This window comes from Bartonella sp. MM73XJBT.G, from assembly GCF_028618435.1.
Classification (GTDB): domain Bacteria; phylum Pseudomonadota; class Alphaproteobacteria; order Rhizobiales; family Rhizobiaceae; genus Bartonella.
This window is the reverse complement of the sequence record NZ_JAQISW010000018.1, coordinates 12,676-32,359: the sequence shown is the minus strand read 5'-3', so window position 1 is coordinate 32,359 and position 19,684 is coordinate 12,676. Positions and strand designations below refer to the sequence as shown.

At 39.1% G+C, this 19,684-nt stretch carries 18 protein-coding genes, 1 tRNA gene and 1 pseudogene; 12 read left to right on the top strand and 8 right to left on the bottom strand.

Annotation, left to right across the window (positions count from 1 at the left end):
• The 12 genes and pseudogenes from PVV59_RS08405 to PVV59_RS08350 form a co-directional block, all read left to right on the top strand.
• Positions 1 to 111: pseudogene (locus tag PVV59_RS08405) on the top strand (elongation factor Tu); the annotation flags it as partial.
• Between the two features lie 47 nt (positions 112 to 158).
• Positions 159 to 234: transfer RNA gene (locus PVV59_RS08400), tRNA-Trp, on the top strand.
• Between the two features lie 246 nt (positions 235 to 480).
• Positions 481 to 693, top strand: a complete 213-nt coding sequence (gene secE / locus PVV59_RS08395; RefSeq protein WP_273755679.1) for a preprotein translocase subunit SecE — start codon at positions 481 to 483, stop codon at positions 691 to 693.
• Between the two features lie 20 nt (positions 694 to 713).
• The gene (gene nusG, locus PVV59_RS08390; RefSeq protein WP_273755678.1) at positions 714 to 1,244 is read left to right on the top strand and encodes a transcription termination/antitermination protein NusG; all 531 of its coding nucleotides are present in this window, start codon (positions 714 to 716) and stop codon (positions 1,242 to 1,244) included.
• Between the two features lie 149 nt (positions 1,245 to 1,393).
• Positions 1,394 to 1,822 carry a 50S ribosomal protein L11 gene (rplK, locus tag PVV59_RS08385; protein WP_012231471.1) on the top strand — a complete coding sequence of 143 codons (429 nt, stop codon included), beginning with the start codon at positions 1,394 to 1,396 and terminating at the stop codon, positions 1,820 to 1,822.
• A gap of 4 nt (positions 1,823 to 1,826) precedes the next feature.
• Complete coding sequence (rplA, locus tag PVV59_RS08380) at positions 1,827 to 2,531, top strand: 50S ribosomal protein L1 (RefSeq protein ID WP_273755676.1); 705 nt, start codon at positions 1,827 to 1,829, stop codon at positions 2,529 to 2,531.
• Positions 2,532 to 2,887: 356 nt separating this feature from the next.
• Positions 2,888 to 3,406: a 50S ribosomal protein L10 gene (gene rplJ / locus PVV59_RS08375; protein ID WP_273755675.1), complete on the top strand. Its 519-nt coding sequence runs from the start codon at positions 2,888 to 2,890 to the stop codon at positions 3,404 to 3,406.
• A gap of 99 nt (positions 3,407 to 3,505) precedes the next feature.
• Positions 3,506 to 3,877 (top strand): 50S ribosomal protein L7/L12, encoded by a 372-nt coding sequence (rplL, locus tag PVV59_RS08370; RefSeq protein ID WP_273755674.1) that lies wholly within the window; start codon positions 3,506 to 3,508, stop codon positions 3,875 to 3,877.
• A gap of 286 nt (positions 3,878 to 4,163) precedes the next feature.
• Entirely contained in the window at positions 4,164 to 8,315 is a 4,152-nt protein-coding gene (gene rpoB / locus PVV59_RS08365) for a DNA-directed RNA polymerase subunit beta (RefSeq protein ID WP_273755673.1), read from the top strand.
• Between the two features lie 172 nt (positions 8,316 to 8,487).
• The gene (gene rpoC / locus PVV59_RS08360; RefSeq protein ID WP_273755672.1) at positions 8,488 to 12,699 is read left to right on the top strand and encodes a DNA-directed RNA polymerase subunit beta'; all 4,212 of its coding nucleotides are present in this window, start codon (positions 8,488 to 8,490) and stop codon (positions 12,697 to 12,699) included.
• 622 nt (positions 12,700 to 13,321) lie between these two features.
• Entirely contained in the window at positions 13,322 to 13,429 is a 108-nt protein-coding gene (locus PVV59_RS08355; RefSeq protein WP_273755671.1) for a hypothetical protein, read from the top strand.
• Positions 13,430 to 13,736: 307 nt separating this feature from the next.
• Positions 13,737 to 14,426, top strand: a complete 690-nt coding sequence (locus PVV59_RS08350) for a nitroreductase (RefSeq protein WP_273755670.1) — start codon at positions 13,737 to 13,739, stop codon at positions 14,424 to 14,426.
• Positions 14,427 to 14,607: 181 nt separating this feature from the next.
• On the opposite strand, the gene PVV59_RS08345 is transcribed toward PVV59_RS08350, so the two are convergent.
• The 8 genes from PVV59_RS08345 to PVV59_RS08310 form a co-directional block, all read right to left on the bottom strand.
• Positions 14,608 to 15,651, bottom strand: a complete 1,044-nt coding sequence (locus tag PVV59_RS08345) for a tyrosine-type recombinase/integrase (protein WP_273755669.1) — start codon at positions 15,649 to 15,651, stop codon at positions 14,608 to 14,610.
• Between the two features lie 6 nt (positions 15,652 to 15,657).
• Positions 15,658 to 15,876, bottom strand: a complete 219-nt coding sequence (locus PVV59_RS08340; protein WP_273755668.1) for a hypothetical protein — start codon at positions 15,874 to 15,876, stop codon at positions 15,658 to 15,660.
• A 118-nt stretch (positions 15,877 to 15,994) separates the two neighbouring features.
• Positions 15,995 to 16,618, bottom strand: a complete 624-nt coding sequence (locus tag PVV59_RS08335; protein ID WP_273755667.1) for a lambda exonuclease family protein — start codon at positions 16,616 to 16,618, stop codon at positions 15,995 to 15,997.
• Position 16,619: 1 nt separating this feature from the next.
• Entirely contained in the window at positions 16,620 to 17,438 is an 819-nt protein-coding gene (gene bet / locus PVV59_RS08330; protein ID WP_273755666.1) for a phage recombination protein Bet, read from the bottom strand.
• Between the two features lie 13 nt (positions 17,439 to 17,451).
• Positions 17,452 to 18,180 (bottom strand): Rha family transcriptional regulator, encoded by a 729-nt coding sequence (locus PVV59_RS08325; RefSeq protein WP_273755665.1) that lies wholly within the window; start codon positions 18,178 to 18,180, stop codon positions 17,452 to 17,454.
• The gene (locus tag PVV59_RS08320; protein WP_273755664.1) at positions 18,173 to 18,601 is read right to left on the bottom strand and encodes an antA/AntB antirepressor family protein; all 429 of its coding nucleotides are present in this window, start codon (positions 18,599 to 18,601) and stop codon (positions 18,173 to 18,175) included. The genes PVV59_RS08325 and PVV59_RS08320 overlap by 8 nt, the downstream gene beginning before the upstream one ends.
• Before the next feature lie 40 nt (positions 18,602 to 18,641).
• Positions 18,642 to 19,052 carry a hypothetical protein gene (locus PVV59_RS08315; protein WP_273755663.1) on the bottom strand — a complete coding sequence of 137 codons (411 nt, stop codon included), beginning with the start codon at positions 19,050 to 19,052 and terminating at the stop codon, positions 18,642 to 18,644.
• A gap of 267 nt (positions 19,053 to 19,319) precedes the next feature.
• The gene (locus PVV59_RS08310) at positions 19,320 to 19,649 is read right to left on the bottom strand and encodes an XRE family transcriptional regulator (RefSeq protein ID WP_273721787.1); all 330 of its coding nucleotides are present in this window, start codon (positions 19,647 to 19,649) and stop codon (positions 19,320 to 19,322) included.
• Positions 19,650 to 19,684 lie beyond the last annotated feature (35 nt).

Here is a 19,684-nt window from a genome sequence, read left to right as displayed (position 1 = left end):
ATGGATGTGTCACTGATTGTTCCGATAGCAATGGAAGAGAAGCTTCGTTTTGCTATTCGTGAAGGTGGTCGTACTGTTGGTGCCGGTATCGTTTCTAAGATCATTGAGTAAATAATGGTTATTGAAAGGTTGCCAAAGGTGTTTTAGTTTTGTGAGTTAGGGGTATAGCTCAGTTGGTAGAGCGGCGGTCTCCAAAACCGCAGGTCGCGGGTTCAAGTCCTGCTGCCCCTGCCAAAGGGGAATAGAATTTTAGATATTAGGCGAGTGAATCTTACTGTCTTTTTCGCTTTTTTTTATCTGGGGCTTGTTTTTTTGTGAGTGAAACGCTATTGAATAAGAAGTAGAGAAATTGCATCAGTCTGGAATTTGGCTTTTGCATTTTTTCGTATTCGTTTTGTTGTATAAAACACAATAGGGCTAGATAAAATATTATAGGACTAAAAGAGAGTATAATAGGGCTAGAGAGAGTATAGTGTGACGATGGTATCTAAAACCAATCCAATTGCCTTTTTGAAGCAGGTTTATGCAGAAACAGTCAAAGTAAAGTGGCCTACGCGTCGCGAGACAGTTATTTCTACTGTTATGGTTTTGTTAGTAACGGCATTAGCTTCGGCTTTCTTTTTTATTGTGGATCAGGTTATGCATTTTAGTGTTTGGCGGGTTATTGATCTTCTGAAATATCTTTTTAGTTGAGAATGTAAGGAAGTGTGACTGTGGCGGCTCGTTGGTATATTGTTCAGGCATATTCAAATTTTGAAAAGAAAGTGGCGGAAGCTATTGATAAGGAGGCAAGGCAAAAAGGTCTTGATCATCTATTTGAGAGGATTTTTGTTCCAACGGAGCGTGTTGTAGAAGTTCGCCGTGGACGCAAAGTTGATACTGAACGGAAATTTTTTCCTGGTTATGTTCTTGTTCGTGCTGAATTAACAGATGAGGTTTATCATCTTATTAAGAATACGCCTAAAGTGACAGGTTTTTTAGGATCAGATGCACGTCCTGTTCCCATTTCTGATCGAGAGGTTGAGCAAATTCTCAAACAAGTTCAGGAAGGGGTTGAATCTCCGAAGTCTTCTGTATTGTTTGAAGTTGGAGAGCAAGTTCGCGTTGCTGATGGTCCCTTTGTTTCGTTTAATGGAATTGTTCAAGAGGTTGAAGAAGAGCGCTCTCGTCTTAAGGTTGAAGTGCTCATTTTTGGGCGTCCTACGCCTGTTGATTTGGAATTTGGTCAGGTTGAAAAACTCTGATTAAACTTAGAGTAGTTTTAATTACTTTAAGGTAGGAGTGGGAGGTGATTTATGGCTTTTGTCGGCTTAATGATCCGAACCACATGACTGCAGCGGGTAGCAAGCAAGATAAATTGTTAGTATCCCGGTGAAATTGAAGGCAGATTATTATGGCAAAAAAAAGTATAGGTCAACTCAAGTTGCAGGTTCCTGCAGGGGCTGCTACTCCATCTCCACCGATTGGTCCAGCTCTTGGGCAACGTGGTATTAATATCATGGAATTTTGTAAGGCGTTTAATGCGGCGACGCAAGAAATGGAAAAGGGTGCACCGATTCCAGTTGTTATTACGTATTACCAAGATAAGTCTTTCACGTTTTCTCTTAAGACACCTCCTGTGTCGTTCTTTTTAAAGAAGGAAGCACAACTGAAATCTGGTTCAAAAGAGCCTGGGAAAGTGTCTGTAGGGAGTATCTCTCGCGATAAAATTCGTTCGATTGCGGAATCAAAGATGAAAGATCTTAATGCGAATGACATTGAGGCAGCAATGCGTATGGTTGAGGGTTCTGCACGCTCGATGGGCTTAGAAGTGGTGGGCTAATATTATGGCAAAAGTAGCAAAGAGAATAAAAAACATCCGAAAAGGTATTGATTTTAATGAACTTTACGCTTTAAAAGATGCTGTTTCAATGGTTAAGGAGCGTGCCGTAGCTAAGTTTGATGAAACAATTGAAATTTCAATGAACTTGGGTGTTGATCCTCGTCATGCTGATCAGATGGTTCGAGGTGTTGCTCATTTGCCCAATGGCACAGGACGAAATATTCGTGTAGCCGTTTTTGCTCGTGGAGATAAGGCTGAGGAAGCTAAGGTAGCTGGGGCTGATATTGTTGGTTCAGAAGATTTGTTTGACAGCATTAATGGGGGGGTGATTGACTTTGATCGTTGTATTGCAACACCAGACATGATGCCTCTCGTTGGTCGTCTTGGTAAGATTCTTGGTCCGCGGAGTTTGATGCCAAATCCAAAAGTTGGGACTGTAACACTTGATGTTGCCGGTGCTGTCAAAGCTTCTAAAGGTGGAGCTGTCGAGTTTCGCGTTGAAAAAGCTGGTATTGTGCATGCTGGTATTGGAAAGGCTTCTTTTGGCGTTGAAAAAATCGTAGAAAATATTAAAGCCTTTGCAAGTGCAGTTATTAAAGCAAAACCGCAAGGTGTAAAAGGTGAATATATTAAGCGCGTTGCTGTTTCTTCAACGATGGGGGTTGGTGTTAAAGTTGATCCAGCAACGGTTCGTTCAGAGTCAGTATAAGCTTATTGATATTTTTTTGAGGTAAGTAACGATCAAAATTATATTTTAAATGTCGGTTTTCTCCGGCATTTAGCCATCTAAGCTTTATAGAGCTTAGGTTATACCGGGAGAAATTCCGGAATATCCTGTCCGAGATTGTAGGTGATGTTTTAAGCATCTTAATCAAAAAAAGCCTACATGAGACTGGGGTAAAAAACTGAGAGTTAAAAGACTTAAAGGGTTTGAGCCAGGGTTGTCTTTGAACGCTGTGCGTGAAAAAGAGGACAGGATCCTCATCGGTGACATGAAGTATTTTATGTTATCAAAGGTAACCAACAGATTTGTTTAAAAATAAATCTGTTAAATGGAGAGAGACAGTGAATAGAGCGGAAAAACGCGAATTTGTTACATGGCTTAACGAGGCTTTTCAAAAGTCGGGTTCTGTTGTTGTTGCACATTATTCCGGTCTGACAGTTTCACAGATGAACGATTTGCGTTCAAAAATGGGTGAAGCTGGCGGTGCCGTTAAAGTCGCCAAAAACCGTCTTGCTAAAATCGCTCTTCAGGGCACGGAATCTGAATCGATAATGGGTTTGTTTACAGGACAAACACTTATTGCTTATTCAGAGGATCCAATCACAGCACCGAAGGTTGCTGTTGATTTTGCAAAAAGCAATGACAAATTTATCATCCTTGGCGGTTCAATGGGGGCAACAAGTTTAACTGTAGATGCTGTGAAGTCATTGGCTTCATTGCCTTCATTAAACGAGTTGCGGGCAAAGCTTGTGGGTATGATTTCTACTCCTGCGACCCGTATTGCACAGGTTGTTAACGCACCTGGTGGACAGATTGCACGTGTCATTAGCGCATATGCTCAGGAGGATAAGGCGGCTTAAGGCTGTTTATTCACGTTGATGGAAGAGTATTAATGCTTTTCTGTTTTTTTGAATAAGTTTTAATAATGGTTCAAATCTTTTAATTAAAGGAATTTAAAAATGGCTGATCTAGCGAAGATCGTAGAAGACCTTTCTAATCTAACTCTTTTGGAAGCTGCTGAGCTTTCTAAGTTACTTGAAGAAAAATGGGGTGTTTCGGCTGCTGCTCCTGTAGCTGTCGCAGCTGTTGCTGGTGGTGCTGCTCCAGCTGCTGAAGAAAAAACAGAATTTGATGTTATTCTTGTTGAAGGTGGCGCGCAAAAGATTAATGTTATTAAGGAAGTTCGTGCTCTTACTGGACTTGGTCTTAAAGAAGCGAAGGATCTGGTTGAAGAAGCACCTAAGCCTATTAAAGAAGGCGCTTCTAAAGAAGAAGCAGAAAAAATTAAATCTCAACTTGAAGCTGCTGGTGCTAAAGTTGAACTTAAATAAAATTGATTTTATCGGCGGATATTTATATCCGCCGATTTTCTTTCTCTAAAAAGAGAAAAAGTAATGAGTAAAAAAACCTTTTGCCAAAGGTTTAATCGCAATAGTGGGTATAGGGTTTGGCTACTCATCCCTTATCATAAAGTCAAGTCAATGAAAGGCTTGTTTTGGTGGGGAAAGTTAATGATGCTCATTATTGGGGTCAAGTGAACTGGTCTGCATATGCAGGTTAATGATATAAGGCTTTCAAGGTTGGTCTACCTTGAAGAGTAAGAATCAAGGAGCGACGATGGCTCAGACTCACGCAATGATGTCTCAATTCAATGGTCGTAAGCGGGTACGCAAATTTTTTGGTAAGATTCCTGAAGTAGCAGAGATGCCGAATCTTATTGAAGTTCAAAAAGCGTCATATGATCAGTTTCTCATGGTTGAGGAACCGAAAGGTGGACGACCAGATGAAGGTTTGCAGGCTGTTTTTAAATCGGTATTTCCTATTTCCGATTTTTCTGGTACAGCTATGCTTGAGTTTGTTGGTTATGAATTTGATTTACCAAAATTTGATGTTGAAGAATGTCGTCAACGTGATTTAACTTATGCAGCTCCATTGAAGGTAATATTACGTTTGATTGTTTTTGATGTTGATGAGGATACTGGCTCTAAAGATATCAAAGACATTAAAGAGCAGGGCGTTTATATGGGCGATATGCCTTTAATGACAGCCAATGGTACCTTTATTGTTAATGGTACGGAACGTGTTATTGTTTCTCAGATGCACCGTTCTCCTGGTGTCTTTTTTGACCATGATAAGGGAAAATCCCATTCATCGGGCAAGCTTCTTTTTGCTGCTCGTGTTATTCCATATCGTGGTTCTTGGCTGGATATTGAGTTTGATGCTAAGGATATCATCTATGCGCGTATTGATCGGCGGCGCAAGATACCTGTTACCAGTCTGTTAATGGCATTAGGTATGGATGCCTCAGATATTTTGTCGACGTTTTATGATAAAGTGACTTATGAGCGTGATGGGGAAGGGTGGCGTGTTCCTTATTCTGTTGATCGCTTTAAAGGAATGAAGCTCATTTCTGACCTTATAGATGCAGATAGTGGTGAAGTTGTTGCGGAATCTGGTAAAAAACTAACAGTTCGTACTGCAAAATCTTTGGCAGAAAAAGGACTCAAGTCTGTTAAAGTTAGTGAAGATGATTTATTAGGGTGTTATCTTGCTGAAGATATCGTCAATTACGAGACAGGTGAGATTTACCTTGAAGCGGGGGATGAAATTGACGAAAAAGTATTGAAGATTTTGCTTGATGTTAGTGCTGATCAAATCGATATTCTTGATATTGATCACATGAATATTGGCGCTTATATCCGCAATACTTTAAAAGTGGATAAAAATGAAAGTCGACAGGATGCTTTGTTTGATATTTATCGAGTAATGCGTCCAGGTGAGCCCCCAACAATCGATACAGCGGAAGCAATGTTTCATTCATTGTTTTTTGATCCAGAGCGTTATGATCTTTCAGCCGTTGGACGTGTTAAGATGAATTTACGTATGGATCTTGATTGTCCAGATACCGTTCGCGTTTTACGTCAAGAGGATATTCTTGCTGTTGTTAAGATGTTGGTTGAATTGCGTGATGGTCGTGGTGAAATTGATGATATTGATAATCTCGGTAATCGTCGTGTTCGTTCCGTTGGGGAGTTGATGGAGAATCAATATCGCATTGGTTTGCTGCGTATGGAGCGTGCGATAAAAGAGCGTATGTCATCAGTTGAAATTGATACAGTTATGCCGCAGGATTTGATCAATGCAAAACCTGCTGCTGCAGCTGTTCGCGAGTTTTTTGGGTCTTCACAATTGTCGCAATTTATGGATCAAACCAATCCATTGTCGGAAATTACCCATAAGCGCCGTCTTTCTGCTCTTGGTCCAGGGGGATTGACTCGTGAGCGTGCGGGGTTTGAAGTTCGTGACGTCCATCCTACGCATTATGGTCGTATTTGTCCGATTGAAACGCCAGAAGGCCCTAATATTGGTCTCATTAACTCCTTAGCAACATTTGCTCGGGTTAACAAATATGGTTTTATTGAAAGCCCATATCGTAAAATTATTGATGGTAAAGTCACCAAAGAAGTTATTTATCTTTCAGCGATGGAAGAAGCAAAGCATTATGTTGCTCAAGCAAATTCTTCATTAGATAGTGAAGGTCGTTTTATAGAAGAGTTTGTTGTTTGCCGTCATGCTGGTGAAGTTTTAATGGCGCCGCGCGATCATGTTGATTTAATGGATGTTTCACCAAAACAGTTGGTTTCTGTGGCAGCCGCACTGATTCCGTTTTTGGAAAATGATGATGCGAATCGTGCGCTTATGGGATCGAACATGCAACGTCAAGCAGTGCCTCTTGTGCGCGCTGAAGCGCCATTTGTTGGGACAGGGATGGAATCCGTTGTTGCCCGCGATTCAGGAGCTGCGGTGAGCGCAAAACGGAGTGGTATTGTTGATCAAGTGGATGCTACCCGTATTGTTATTCGTGCAACAGAAGATTTAGATCCTTCAAAATCAGGTGTTGATATTTACCGCTTACAAAAGTTTCAGCGTTCTAATCAGTCCACTTGTATTAATCAGCGCCCTCTTGTGCATGTTGGTGATCGGGTAGAGAAGGGAGATATCATTGCAGATGGTCCATCTACGGATCTTGGTGATTTAGCTCTTGGGCGGAATGTTCTTGTCGCCTTTATGCCGTGGAATGGATATAACTACGAAGATTCCATTTTGTTATCTGAGCGCATTGTTGCAGATGATGTGTTTACTTCAATTCATATTGAGGAGTTTGAAGTAGCGGCACGTGATACAAAACTTGGTCCAGAGGAAATTACCCGCGATATTCCAAACGTTGCGGAAGAAGCATTAAGGAATCTTGACGAAGCTGGCATTATTTATATTGGTGCTGAAGTTCAGCCAGGTGATATTTTGGTTGGAAAGATTACACCAAAGGGTGAAAGTCCCATGACGCCGGAAGAAAAGCTTCTGCGTGCAATTTTTGGTGAAAAGGCATCAGATGTTCGCGATACTTCTATGCGTATGCCTCCTGGAACGTTTGGTACTGTTGTTGAGGTTCGCGTTTTTAATCGCCATGGAGTGGAAAAAGATGAGCGTGCTATGGCTATTGAACGTGAAGAAATTGAGCGTTTAGCAAAAGATCGTGATGATGAACAGTCGATTCTTGATCGCAATGTTTATGCGCGTCTTACCGATATGTTAACAGGTAAAGTCGCTGTAGAAGGTCCAAAAGGTTTTTCGGAGAGTAAAAAGCTTGATAGTACGGTAATGGGGCGTTATCCACGTTCGCAGTGGTGGCAATTTGCTGTTGAGGATGAAAAGCTTCAAAATGAAATTGAAGCTTTGCGCAAGCAATATGATGAATCAAAAGAAGCATTACAACGTCGCTTTATGGATAAAGTTGAAAAGGTCCAAAGAGGTGATGAAATGCCGCCTGGTGTCATGAAAATGGTAAAGGTTTTTGTGGCAGTGAAGCGCAAAATCCAACCAGGTGATAAGATGGCGGGACGTCATGGGAATAAGGGTGTTGTCTCACGTATTCTACCCGTAGAAGATATGCCATTTCTTGAAGACGGAACGCATGCAGATATTGTTTTAAATCCTCTTGGTGTGCCAAGTCGTATGAATGTAGGGCAAATTCTTGAGACGCACCTTGGTTGGGCATGTGCCGGAATGGGCAAAAAGATTGGTGATTTGTTAGAATTATATCAAGAGACTGGGGATATACTTCCTTTACGTCAACGTATTGAAAATCTTATGCCTGATGATAATCATAACGAACCTGTGCGTCAGTATGATAACGAAAGTCTTTACAAATTGGCACTTCAGATGAAGAGAGGAGTTTCAATTGCAACACCTGTTTTTGATGGAGCTCATGAGTCTGATATCAATATGATGCTGGAAGATGCTGATCTAGATAGTTCAGGGCAGGTTACGCTTTATGATGGTCGTACGGGAGAGCCCTTTGATCGTCCAGTAACGGTAGGGTATATTTACATGTTGAAATTGCATCATCTTGTTGATGATAAGATTCATGCACGTTCTATTGGGCCATATTCGCTTGTTACGCAGCAGCCATTGGGAGGTAAGGCACAGTTTGGTGGTCAACGTTTTGGTGAAATGGAGGTTTGGGCTCTTGAAGCTTATGGTGCTGCATATACTTTGCAGGAGATGTTGACAGTAAAATCGGATGATGTTGCTGGTCGGACGAAAGTCTATGAAGCGATTGTACGTGGTGATGATACATTTGAAGCCGGTATACCTGAGAGCTTTAATGTGTTGGTTAAAGAAATGCGTTCACTCGCTCTTAATGTAGAGCTTGATGATGCGCGTGAACTTATTGCACAGCGTGTTTTATCTGATACGGCAGAACAATAAAATCCAAGAAGCGCACGAGAAAAAGGTTGCGCTCTGATTACTTTAAGAGGCTCAATAACCTTATTTAGGGTCATACAGATCATTTTTAAAAGTAAATGTATTTTAAAGAAGATCTGTTATAAAATGAATAAGATATTATAACAGGTTCTAAGAATCTTTGAAGGAGAACAGCATGAACCACGAGGTCATGAATCTTTTCAATCCTCAAGCGCCAGCGCAAACATTTGACTCTATTCGTATTTCGATTGCGAGTCCTGAGAAAATTTTGTCTTGGTCGTATGGTGAGATTAAGAAGCCTGAGACTATTAATTATCGGACTTTTAAACCAGAGCGTGATGGTCTTTTTTGTGCACGTATATTTGGCCCGATTAAAGATTATGAATGTCTATGCGGTAAATATAAACGCATGAAATATAAGGGGATTATTTGTGAAAAATGTGGTGTGGAAGTTACTCTTTCGCGCGTACGTCGTGAACGTATGGGGCACATTGAGCTTGCAGCACCTGTTGCGCATATATGGTTTCTTAAATCGTTACCAGGCCGTATTTCTACACTTTTAGATTTGACTTTAAAAGATATTGAGCGTGTTCTTTATTTTGAAAATTATATTGTAACCGAACCAGGGTTGACATCTCTTAAACTCCATCAGCTTCTTTCTGAAGAAGAATATATGCTTGCAATTGATGAGTTTGGAGAAGATCAGTTTACAGCGATGATTGGCGCTGAAGCTATTTACGAGCTTTTAGCAAGTATGGAACTCGATAAAATCGCTAATGATTTGCGCCTTGAGTTATCTGAGACAACTTCGGAATTAAAGCAAAAAAAGTTGATTAAGCGGCTTAAGATCGTTGAAAATTTTCTTGAATCTGGTAACAGACCAGAGTGGATGATTATGAAAACAATTCCGGTCATTCCACCGGATTTACGTCCATTGGTTCCGCTTGATGGTGGACGTTTTGCAACATCAGATCTCAATGATCTTTATCGGCGCGTTATCAATCGTAATAACCGATTGAAACGGCTGATTGAATTGCGTGCTCCTGGGATTATTGTACGTAATGAAAAACGTATGGTGCAAGAAGCTGTTGATGCATTGTTTGATAACGGACGACGTGGGCGTGTGATTACTGGGGCCAATAAACGTCCATTAAAATCTCTTTCAGATATGTTAAAGGGTAAGCAGGGACGTTTCCGTCAAAACCTGCTTGGAAAGCGTGTTGATTACTCAGGTCGTTCTGTTATTGTGACAGGTCCTGAATTAAAATTACATCAGTGTGGTTTGCCTAAAAAAATGGCCCTTGAATTATTTAAGCCCTTTATTTATGCGCGGCTTGATGCAAAAGGATATTCTTCGACTGTAAAACAAGCAAAAAAACTTGTTGAAAAAGAACATCCAGAAGTTTGGGATATCTTGGATGAAGTTATTCGTGAGCATCCTGTTTTACTCAATCGTGCGCCGACATTGCACCGTTTAGGAATTCAGGCTTTTGAACCTGTCTTGATTGAAGGCAAAGCTATCCAGCTTCATCCATTGGTATGTACGGCTTTTAATGCCGATTTTGATGGTGATCAAATGGCGGTTCACGTTCCTCTTTCTCTTGAAGCACAGCTTGAAGCTCGTGTTTTGATGATGTCAACTAATAACATTCTTCATCCAGCTAATGGTGCCCCGATTATTGTTCCCTCACAGGATATGGTTCTTGGTCTTTACTATCTTTCGATTGTTTCTGAAAAAGAACCCGGTGAAGGAATGGCTTTTTCTGATATAGGTGAGCTTCATTATGCCTTGGAAAACAAAGTCGTAACGCTTCATACGAAGATTAAAGGCCGTGTTAAGAATATTGGCAAGGATGGCAAAGAAGTTGCTAAACTTTATGATACGACACCTGGTCGTTTGATTATCGGTGAGCTTTTGCCCAAAAATCCTAATATCTCATTTGATATTGTCAATCAAGAAATGACAAAAAAGAACATTTCTAAAATGATTGATTATGTTTATCGCCACTGTGGACAAAAAGAGACGGTTATTTTTTGTGACCGTATTATGCAGCTTGGTTTTTCTTATGCTTGTCGTGCAGGAATTTCATTCGGGAAGGATGATATGGTTATTCCTGATAGCAAGTCACGTTTGGTTGCGGAAACAGAAGCTTTGGCGAAGGAATACGAACAGCAATATAATGATGGTTTGATTACACAAGGTGAAAAATACAATAAGGTTGTAGATGCTTGGGGTAAATGCACAGACCGTGTTGCAGATGAAATGATGAAACGAATTCAAGCCGTCGATTTTGATCCTAAAACCGGCCGTCAACGGCCCATGAATTCAATCTATATGATGTCGCATTCTGGGGCTCGTGGTTCAGCTAACCAGATGAGACAATTGGCCGGTATGCGTGGATTAATGGCAAAACCATCGGGTGAAATTATTGAAACACCTATTATTTCAAATTTTAAGGAAGGTCTAACTGTTAACGAATACTTTAACTCTACACATGGTGCGCGTAAAGGCCTTGCTGATACTGCGTTAAAAACGGCGAACTCTGGTTATCTCACAAGGCGTCTTGTTGATGTTGCACAGGATGCCATTATTTCAGCTGTTGATTGTGGTACAGCAAAAGGTCTTACGATGCAGCCAATTGTTGATGCAGGACAAATTGTTGCCTCTCTTGGGCAAAGAATTCTTGGTCGTACAGCCCTTGTTGATATTTTACATCCTGTCTCTGGAGAGGTTATTCTTGAAGGTGGAGCGATGATTGAGGAGGCTGACGTCACGAAGATTGAAGAAGCCGGAATTCAATCTGTTCAAATTCGTTCTGCTTTAACATGTGAAACACGTCTTGGTGTTTGTGCAAAATGCTATGGTCGTGATTTGGCGCGTGGAACACCGGTTAATCAGGGAGAAGCCGTTGGTGTTATTGCTGCTCAGTCAATTGGTGAGCCGGGAACCCAACTTACGATGCGTACTTTCCACTTAGGAGGAACTGCACAGGTTGTTGATTCATCGTATTTAGAGGCATCTTATGAAGGTACGGTGGAGATTCGTAATCGTAATGTGGTTCGCAACTCTGAAGGTCATTTGGTTGTTATGGGGCGTAATATGGCTATCCTTATCAAGGATGAGTTAGGAAAAGAACGTGTTGTGCATCGTGTTAGCTATGGTGCGCATATTTTTGTTGATGATGGTGACGTCGTTAAACGTGGACAGCGTATAGCAGAATGGGATCCTTATACACGCCCAGTTTTGACGGAAGTTGAAGGCTATGTGGGTTTTGAAGATATGATTGATGGTTTATCTGTCACTGAAACAGCTGATGAATCTACGGGTATTACGAAGCGTTTGGTGATTGATTGGCGCGCTAATCCACGTGGTGCAGAGCTCAAACCAGCCATTATTATCCATGCAGATAAAGAAGGTGAATCCATTGCTAAATTGTATAAGGGAGGTGAAGCCCGTTATATGATGTCAGTGGAAACTATTCTTTCTGTTGAGCTTGGTGCTCATGTTAAGGCTGGTGATGTTATTGCTCGTTTGCCAATGGAAAGTGCCAAGACGAAAGATATTACGGGTGGTTTACCACGTGTGGCTGAGCTTTTTGAAGCGCGTCGTCCAAAGGATCATGCAATTATTGCTGAAGTCAGTGGTACAATTCGCTTTGGTCGTGGTTATAAGAATAAACGTCGTATTATCATTGAACCAAATGATGAAACTCTTGAGCCCGTGGAATATTTGATTCCCAAAGGTAAGTTATTTCACTTCCAAGAAGGCGACCAAATTGAAAAAGGGGATTATATCCTTGATGGTAATCCAGCACCTCATGATATTTTGGCAATTAAGGGTGTTGAAGCCTTGGCATCTTACCTTGTTAATGAGATTCAGGAGGTTTATCGTTTGCAGGGTGTTCTTATCAATGACAAGCATATTGAAGTGATTGTTCGCCAAATGTTGCAAAAGGTTGAAATTACTGAATCTGGAGATTCTGGTTATATTCCAGGTGATAATGTTGATCGTATTGAACTTGATGAAATCAATGATAATTTGATTGCAGAAGGAAAGAAACCTGCATCTGGTAATCCCATTCTTCTTGGAATTACAAAAGCTTCTCTTCAAACGCCTTCTTTCATTTCGGCGGCATCCTTTCAGGAAACAACGCGCGTTCTTACTGAAGCGGCGGTTTCTGGCAAAATTGATACTTTGCAAGGTCTTAAAGAGAACGTTATTGTCGGTCGTCTTATTCCTGCTGGTACAGGTGGCACGATTTCTCAAATCCGTCGTATCGCTGCAGTTCGTGATGATTTGATTGTAGATGAGCAGCGTAAGTCTAGTAATAACGAAGTGGCCAAGGCTATGTTGACAAATATGACAGCCAAAACCGTTGCTGAATAGTTTAAAGAAACGTCACATAATATGAAAACGTCTGAATAAGAAGTTCAGACGTTTTTTTATTTCGAAATGTAGAAGCTACATATTTCTCTGAAAATGTAATCGTAAAAAATTAAATGATACTTATCTTTTTTGTTGCTTCATTTTAAAGTTTTCTTATTTCTAAAGGCAGTATAGAAAATTCTTTTTAAGACATATGAAGCCTAAAAGGCATGTTTCAATAAAAAGAGAGGATTATCTATAAATAAAATAACGACTGACTTCGAATTTTAAGAAAATTTTTTGATTGATATTTCCTGCAAAGATTTAAAAGGCCTTATGATGAGAATCCATGTCTTTATATTTTAGAGAGTGGAAAAATGAGGATAGGATATTTACTAAAGTTTTATAAAAAACAGGCGTATTTCTTATAACAATGTGGTCTATGAAGATAGAATGATAAAATGTATGAATATTATTCAATTAGAGAATTGACGTGTGAGTTTTCAATAACGGCTCGGATTTTTCTTTGTTATGAAGAAGAAAGGTTTCTTATTCCTTTTTGGCGTGTAAATAAGCGGCTTTATACACAAACGGACCGCATAAGTTAAAACAAATACTACATGCTAAAAGAGTTAAATTTTCATTGTTTGAAATATCTGAGATGTTGGCTATGGTTAGAGATTCACCTGATGATGAGAAAAAGCTTAAGAAGTTAATTGCAGGAATTCATAAAAAGGATGTGCTGATTTAAAAGACGTAGTCATGATATTGATGATCTTCTACAAGATTTATAAAGAATTGAGGAGGCTTTTTGAGAGCCTAGCAGAGTTGGGGTTAATCGTTGATTATGAAATTTATTTTATCTATTTTTAGACAATTTTCTTTCTATTAAAAGAGATAAGTTGTGCTATCCTAATAGGTGGATGGTCTTTAACATTGCGTGAAATGTGTAAGTCATTTGAAGAAATAGAGCGTGCGCATACAGCAGCAAATGTGTTTTTGTAGTATATTGTCCTTGATAAGCAAAAAATATTTTTCATTACAGAAAGTAAAAAATAATGGCAATTTCTCCCATGAGTATTTTTCAATCTATATTATCGCGAAAATCAATTCGCGCTTTTACTGACCAGCCCGTTAGTTTGGAAACAATCAAAGAAATCTTAAAACTTGCAGCACGTGCACCATCTGGAACAAATATTCAGCCATGGCAAGTGATTGTGCTTACGGGGAGTATATTACAGAAAGTAGGGCAAGAGCTTTCACAGCTTGTGCTTTCAGGTGTAAAAGGAGAGCGTGAATATCATTATTATCCACGTCAATGGCGTGAACCTTATCTTTCAAGGCGTCGAAAAGTTGGTTTGGATCTTTATCAGAGCCTTGGAATTCAAAAAGGCGATGAAGAAAAAATGCTTCATCAAAAGGCGCGGAACTTTTTATTTTTCGATGCGCCTGTAGGGCTTTTATTTACAATGGATCATGACATGGAAATGGGGAGTTGGCTTGATTTGGGTATGTTTATGCAGACTATTATGCTAGCAGCACGTGGATTTGGATTAGATACTTGCCCCCAAGCAGCTTTTGCTGATTATCATAAACAGATTCGTACACTTTTATCGATCCCTTCTGATCGTCATATTATCTGTGGTATGGCACTTGGTTATCGCGATATGAATGCTCCCGAAAATAATTTTGAGACAGAACGAGAACCGTTAGAAAACTTTGTACGTTTCATTGAAGCGTATCCATAAAGTATTTTGTGTAATTAATTATACGTTTTGAACGATTTTCTGCATTATGAGAAATATTTCCGGTAAGAATTTCACATTCTTATTAAATTCTAGTCTTGCTTAATAAAAAATATAAAAATCAATGAATTATTATATAAATAAGGGAATTGATGAATACTGATTCTATTACGTTTTTTTGCCTCTATCCCTCATCTTTTTGAAGCTTTTTTATGGCTTCAAGAGCGAGTTTTTTACGGTCTGCGCTCTTTGTGTAAAGAGATGCCATATTATCATTTGTCCAGCCAAACAGTGCTTTCAATTGTGGTACTGTTGCACCAGAGTTAGCTGCGCGTGTTGCTGCTAATTTTCTCAAACCATGGGCTGATTTGTTGATACCGGCTTGGTTGCATGCTCTGTAAAACATGAGACTAAAGCTATCTTTGGGGATTTTTTTTCCGCGTTTACCACAAATAAATGTTTCTTCTCCAATAGGACCAATTTTAAGTGTCTCTGCTAATTCTGGTAAAATGGGAAGAAAGACATCTGTTTGGAATTTACTTTTCTCTGTTTTGAGATGGATAATATTATTTTTTACATCTTTCCAGCCAATGCGAACGGCATCACCACGACGCAAACCCGTATATAAGAGGACATCAATCCAGACACGTTCATGGGTACCATGATGCCATTTTTGATAATATTTCTCAACATCTTCTTCTGTCCAAGCAGGAAAGCCTTCTTTGTTTTTGAGAGGAGGCTTTTTGACGCCTAAAGCTGGATTGTTTTCCAAAAGATCTTGTTCAACCGCCCAATTAAAAAGCCCATTAAGTGTTTTCAGAAATTCTCTAGCCATTGCTGGCGTTTCTTTACGCCGTTCAACACCAGCTATGATATGTTTCTTTTCAATTGCTTGGTATGGAATGTTGCCTATTGTATCGCATACCTTCATAAGGATGAGTTCTTTTTGTTTTTTTGTGATTTTAGCAAGATTATGCCAATTAGAGCTGTTTAGATACTGTTTAAGCAGCCATGCGAATGAACCTTCAACAAGTTTACCGGTTTTGGATTTAGGAAGTATAAGCCCTTGTAATTCGGCAAGCGCATTTTTGTAATTGTCAACAAACTCTTGCGTTCCATAGGTTCCGCGTATTCTAATACGTTTTCCATGACCAATACGGACATACCATACAATTTTACCATGTTGTGTAATTTGTTTAACAAGATGAGGAGGGCGTGGTTTTGGCATGGTATTTTACATCTTAGAGAGCACGGCTTCATAATATTCATTCGTGGACAAATCTAAAATTTTGTCTGGATTATTCACTGAATTTGGCAATGGGATATTGTCTTTAAGGTAGATAAGCAGTTCACCGGTGGGCTTTATTTCTATGAGTTCACACCCTTGCTTTTTAGCTTCTCTTAACGCGCGTGCAATAGCTGGTTGTGTTATGGTAGCTGGACGAGGCGCCATATATTTCTCCTTACATTTAAGATGCAATTCACCCGTGTCGTGAATCACGAATTGATTGAAAATTGTTAGGAAAGGGTGGGGGTGCTAGGAGGCATAGGAAAAGCACCCCCATAAGCGATTAGGCGGCTTTTGTTGAGATTCTTTGGATCTCTTGTTCTATTTCAGTTAAAAAGTTTTCAACCGCTTGATTGATTTGTTCAATTTGTTTGTCATCACGGTGGATACGTTTGATTTTCATACGTAAATGAGATGCATCTCTCGTAAAACGTGGGTCATAACTGATAAAATCACACCATTTACGTCCCGTACAAGCCATTTGGAATTGCATTTGTGCAAGATATTCCGGTTTGATCTCATTATCCATAAAGAAGCGCAAATGGTTGCTTGATTGAGGGCATTTGATTTCGATTAAGCCATCTTTATCAATCAGTCCATCGGGGCTTGCCCCTGCCATTTGAATTGTAGGGTGTTGAATAAAGCCACATTGAGTGATTTGTGTATCATAAATGAAAGCATATTCTTTGAGAGCCTCTTCTTCATGCTCAATACCCCATTGCATAGCGGGTGTTATATAAGATTGACTTATTTCTCCAGTTAAGCGCTCTGTCATGAGTTTGATTTTGTAATCTTCATATTTGCTTGTGGGCAATCCTTTAGCTGTTTTACTAAGAATGTTATAAATATTTGAAGCGGTGACTTTTCCTAATCGAGCTTGAAACCATTCTGCAGTTCTTTGTTGCATTTCACACCGCCGTTTGTTGTTCGTGAGACATTGGAGCATATTCAATATCTTGGATATGAATATATTCGGCATCTTGTGTAGGTGTGTCTGTTTGTTCTTGTTGTGGGAGATATTGTAGAGCTCTTTCTCTTTGAATATTTTTCTTTTTTTCCAACAGCTCTAAAACCTCTTGTGCTTTTTCACAAGACAGATCTGTTAGGTTTTCTACCTTTGCGTAAAAGAGAAGATTATCTTCATTTGTTTCAGTTTCTTTAATTAACCCTTTGATTTGTTCAAGCATCTCATAAGAAACAAGTTGTACAGGTGTGGTGTCATTAATACGTTTAGCTTCATCTTCTTCATAAATGCCAGAAAACCCGAAAGCATAGCGAGCGCATTGTATCGTAGCTTTATGGCGTAACATACGAGCAGGGTATTTTTGCCAAGTGTCACTTTTTTGTTTGCATTCATTTAAATATTCAGTGACTTCGATAGGATCTTTAATGTCTTTGAGACGAATAGCACATTTAATGGCAATAATATTACCGTCCTTATCGAGTTGATCTTGAAAAGTCATACCATCAAATTGAGGATTAGATTTAATGATTTTAATCCACCCATCAATAGAGACCACAGGTATAATGCCGCCGCCTCTCTTCGGAAGTGCATAGATCTCTTTAGTGAGAGGATTCAGTCCATAAGTATTAGCAACAGAGATAAAAGCAGCAAATTCTTCATCAGTGAAGTTATGACTGATGCATGTTTTGATAATAGTTTTTCGAAATTGTTCATGAGAGAACCCATATTTATTTGCCATAGTGGCTAGGGGTGAATTTGTCATTATTGTTTTCCTTTTAATGCATGTTTTGTCTTTTTAGCTCTTCAGACAGTACCCCCATGCCTTTAGTAGTGATTTTAGCAGCGGGTATAACTTTTTCTATTCCACTGGCGGTTTGAAGCGTGATTGTTGGACAGTCCATTAGTTGCTTTTGGATTTTGTCTTGATAAGGGAGTAAATTTCCACCTGCTGCACGTCTGTAAATCCAACCTTTTTTCTGTAAAAACTGAATGAATTGTTTTGGTTGCATTTCGAGTATTTTAGCAGCTTCAGTAAGACCGAAGAGCCCATCATGGCGCTGTAAACTTTCAAGTGCCATGGCTTTTGGTGTTAAATCTTCAATAATGCTGTCTTTTTGATCTATCTGTCCTTGTAGGTAATTCAAAAAACCAATCATAGCTTTTGGACTTGAATAATCGATTTGTGGTGTTACTTGCTTTTCTAATTCTTGCCAACGGTCAATAATTTTTGCACGCAAAGCAGTGCTATAACCAGAAACAAGAATTAAACATTCACGTTTGGGAAGGTTGTAACAAGGGCGACTTTCACCTTTGCTATCAAGATAATAACCACTAAAATCAACCACCCCAAATTTGGGGGCGTTAAGTTCTTCAAGCATTTTCTTGATATCACGCATAACATGGTCATGTCTTTTACCACACAATTCTGCGATTTCACGACTAGACATGGTCGGAATAGTTTGGTTATTAAAATTTCTTTCTTCTACTGTCATAAGATTATGCATGTTTCACTCCATTCGTTGTGACAACATTTTCATTGTGCTTAATTTGTTGTTTGAGATGTCTTAAGATTTCTTCTAATGTTTCTGGTTTTGAATAATCGATTGTTGCTTTTGCTTTTTTTTCACAGTCCAAAAAATATTGACGCACTTGTTTACCTTTGAAATTAGGTTCACAAATGGCAATGTGTTTTGCTGCATTTAAAGTGAGGGCATAATCTTTAGAAGGACAACCCCGTGATGGTAATTTTTTGGTAGATGTGATAAAATCAATATCTTCTTGAAAAGCAAAATCTTTAATACAGTTTACTATCCATTTTCTAAACTCGGCTTTGACCTCTAAAAATGCATGCAAGTCACGAGCGCTAACGGTTTGAATGGTTTGCTGTTTAATTATAGTATTTTGAATAGGGATAAAATGTTTCATTACAAACCTTATATAAATTGGATTTGAAGGGGGCGCGCTTTTAGAAACGCACCGTATAGCTTGGGTAGTTTGGAATGACGTCCCAAAGAGTTAAACGGTGCTGTTGTTCATAAGTACCGTACATTTCATCTTCATATCGCTGCTGTTCGATTTCTTCTAAAAAAAAATCGTATGCGGAGCTATGCTTAACAAAGTCGTGAGGAATATTGCCGTTAAAACATTGTTCTTCACATTCTTTAAGATAGAACTCTGCGATCTCTTCAGAGATATCTTCGCATCGGTTAGTGGTTGGTTCTACACGGAAGATTTGAAGAGCATTATCGGCTTGATCGATAAATTTGATAATTTCCTTTTCATCAAAGAAAGTACCGTATTTTGCGAGATTTTGCTCTTCATCTTCACAGACGACTAAGAGAATTTCATCAGAATTTATAAACACTGGTTTTTTCATAACGGTCTCCATTTATTATCAAAATATTTAAACACATTTTGAAAAAAACGCCTTGACATAGGTTTTTTTTTTCGGGGTATGGTGGTTTTGTAATTGTATTTTATGCACATGTCAATTAAAAAATTGCATAAAATGCAAAAAAATAAATTTAAAATATATAGCTAATTTATGCGCTATCCACAATTTAGGAGATGTTATGGGTGATCTAGGTAAAGGAATAGAAGATTTTTCTTTGATGCTTAATGAAAAAAAGCAATCAATAATAACCTATCTTGTTTTTATCTTTTTTAATAATTCAAGGAAATCGAGTACCGCTTCTTTATCAGCTGGTTCAAGAGAAGCGCATATTTTTACGAAATTCAAATCTGCTTCTTTGTAAAAACTGGGTGGTGGCTCGTTGAAGAATTCAGAAATTTTTATCAATTCATCTATGGTTATATCACGGGTTTTCCCATTTTGATAAATGCGAAGCATACGGTTCACTGCCGATGGATGCAGTTTCAGATGGGATGCTAATGCTGTTTGTGCACCATGCCCCCGTTCTTTAAGTCGCTCTTTAATCCATAGCTTAAGTTGAGACTGAATATCTTTTCCCATGATTCATATAATCCTTGAAAATATATTTTTATGCA

Bases quoted from the DNA above. Each gene is read 5' to 3' on its own strand.
- secE (WP_273755679.1), top strand. From the start codon at position 481: ATGGTATCTAAAACCAATCCAATTGCCTTTTTGAAGCAGGTTTATGCA.
- rplK (WP_012231471.1), top strand. From the start codon at position 1,394: ATGGCAAAAAAAAGTATAGGTCAACTCAAGTTGCAGGTTCCTGCAGGG.
- rplA (WP_273755676.1), top strand. From the start codon at position 1,827: ATGGCAAAAGTAGCAAAGAGAATAAAAAACATCCGAAAAGGTATTGAT.
- rplL (WP_273755674.1), top strand. From the start codon at position 3,506: ATGGCTGATCTAGCGAAGATCGTAGAAGACCTTTCTAATCTAACTCTT.
- rpoB (WP_273755673.1), top strand. From the start codon at position 4,164: ATGGCTCAGACTCACGCAATGATGTCTCAATTCAATGGTCGTAAGCGG.
- rpoC (WP_273755672.1), top strand. From the start codon at position 8,488: ATGAACCACGAGGTCATGAATCTTTTCAATCCTCAAGCGCCAGCGCAA.
- PVV59_RS08350 (WP_273755670.1), top strand. From the start codon at position 13,737: ATGGCAATTTCTCCCATGAGTATTTTTCAATCTATATTATCGCGAAAA.
- PVV59_RS08345 (WP_273755669.1), bottom strand. From the start codon at position 15,651: ATGCCAAAACCACGCCCTCCTCATCTTGTTAAACAAATTACACAACAT.
- PVV59_RS08340 (WP_273755668.1), bottom strand. From the start codon at position 15,876: ATGGCGCCTCGTCCAGCTACCATAACACAACCAGCTATTGCACGCGCG.
- PVV59_RS08335 (WP_273755667.1), bottom strand. From the start codon at position 16,618: ATGCAACAAAGAACTGCAGAATGGTTTCAAGCTCGATTAGGAAAAGTC.
- bet (WP_273755666.1), bottom strand. From the start codon at position 17,438: ATGACAAATTCACCCCTAGCCACTATGGCAAATAAATATGGGTTCTCT.
- PVV59_RS08325 (WP_273755665.1), bottom strand. From the start codon at position 18,180: ATGCATAATCTTATGACAGTAGAAGAAAGAAATTTTAATAACCAAACT.
- PVV59_RS08320 (WP_273755664.1), bottom strand. From the start codon at position 18,601: ATGAAACATTTTATCCCTATTCAAAATACTATAATTAAACAGCAAACC.
- PVV59_RS08315 (WP_273755663.1), bottom strand. From the start codon at position 19,052: ATGAAAAAACCAGTGTTTATAAATTCTGATGAAATTCTCTTAGTCGTC.
- PVV59_RS08310 (WP_273721787.1), bottom strand. From the start codon at position 19,649: ATGGGAAAAGATATTCAGTCTCAACTTAAGCTATGGATTAAAGAGCGA.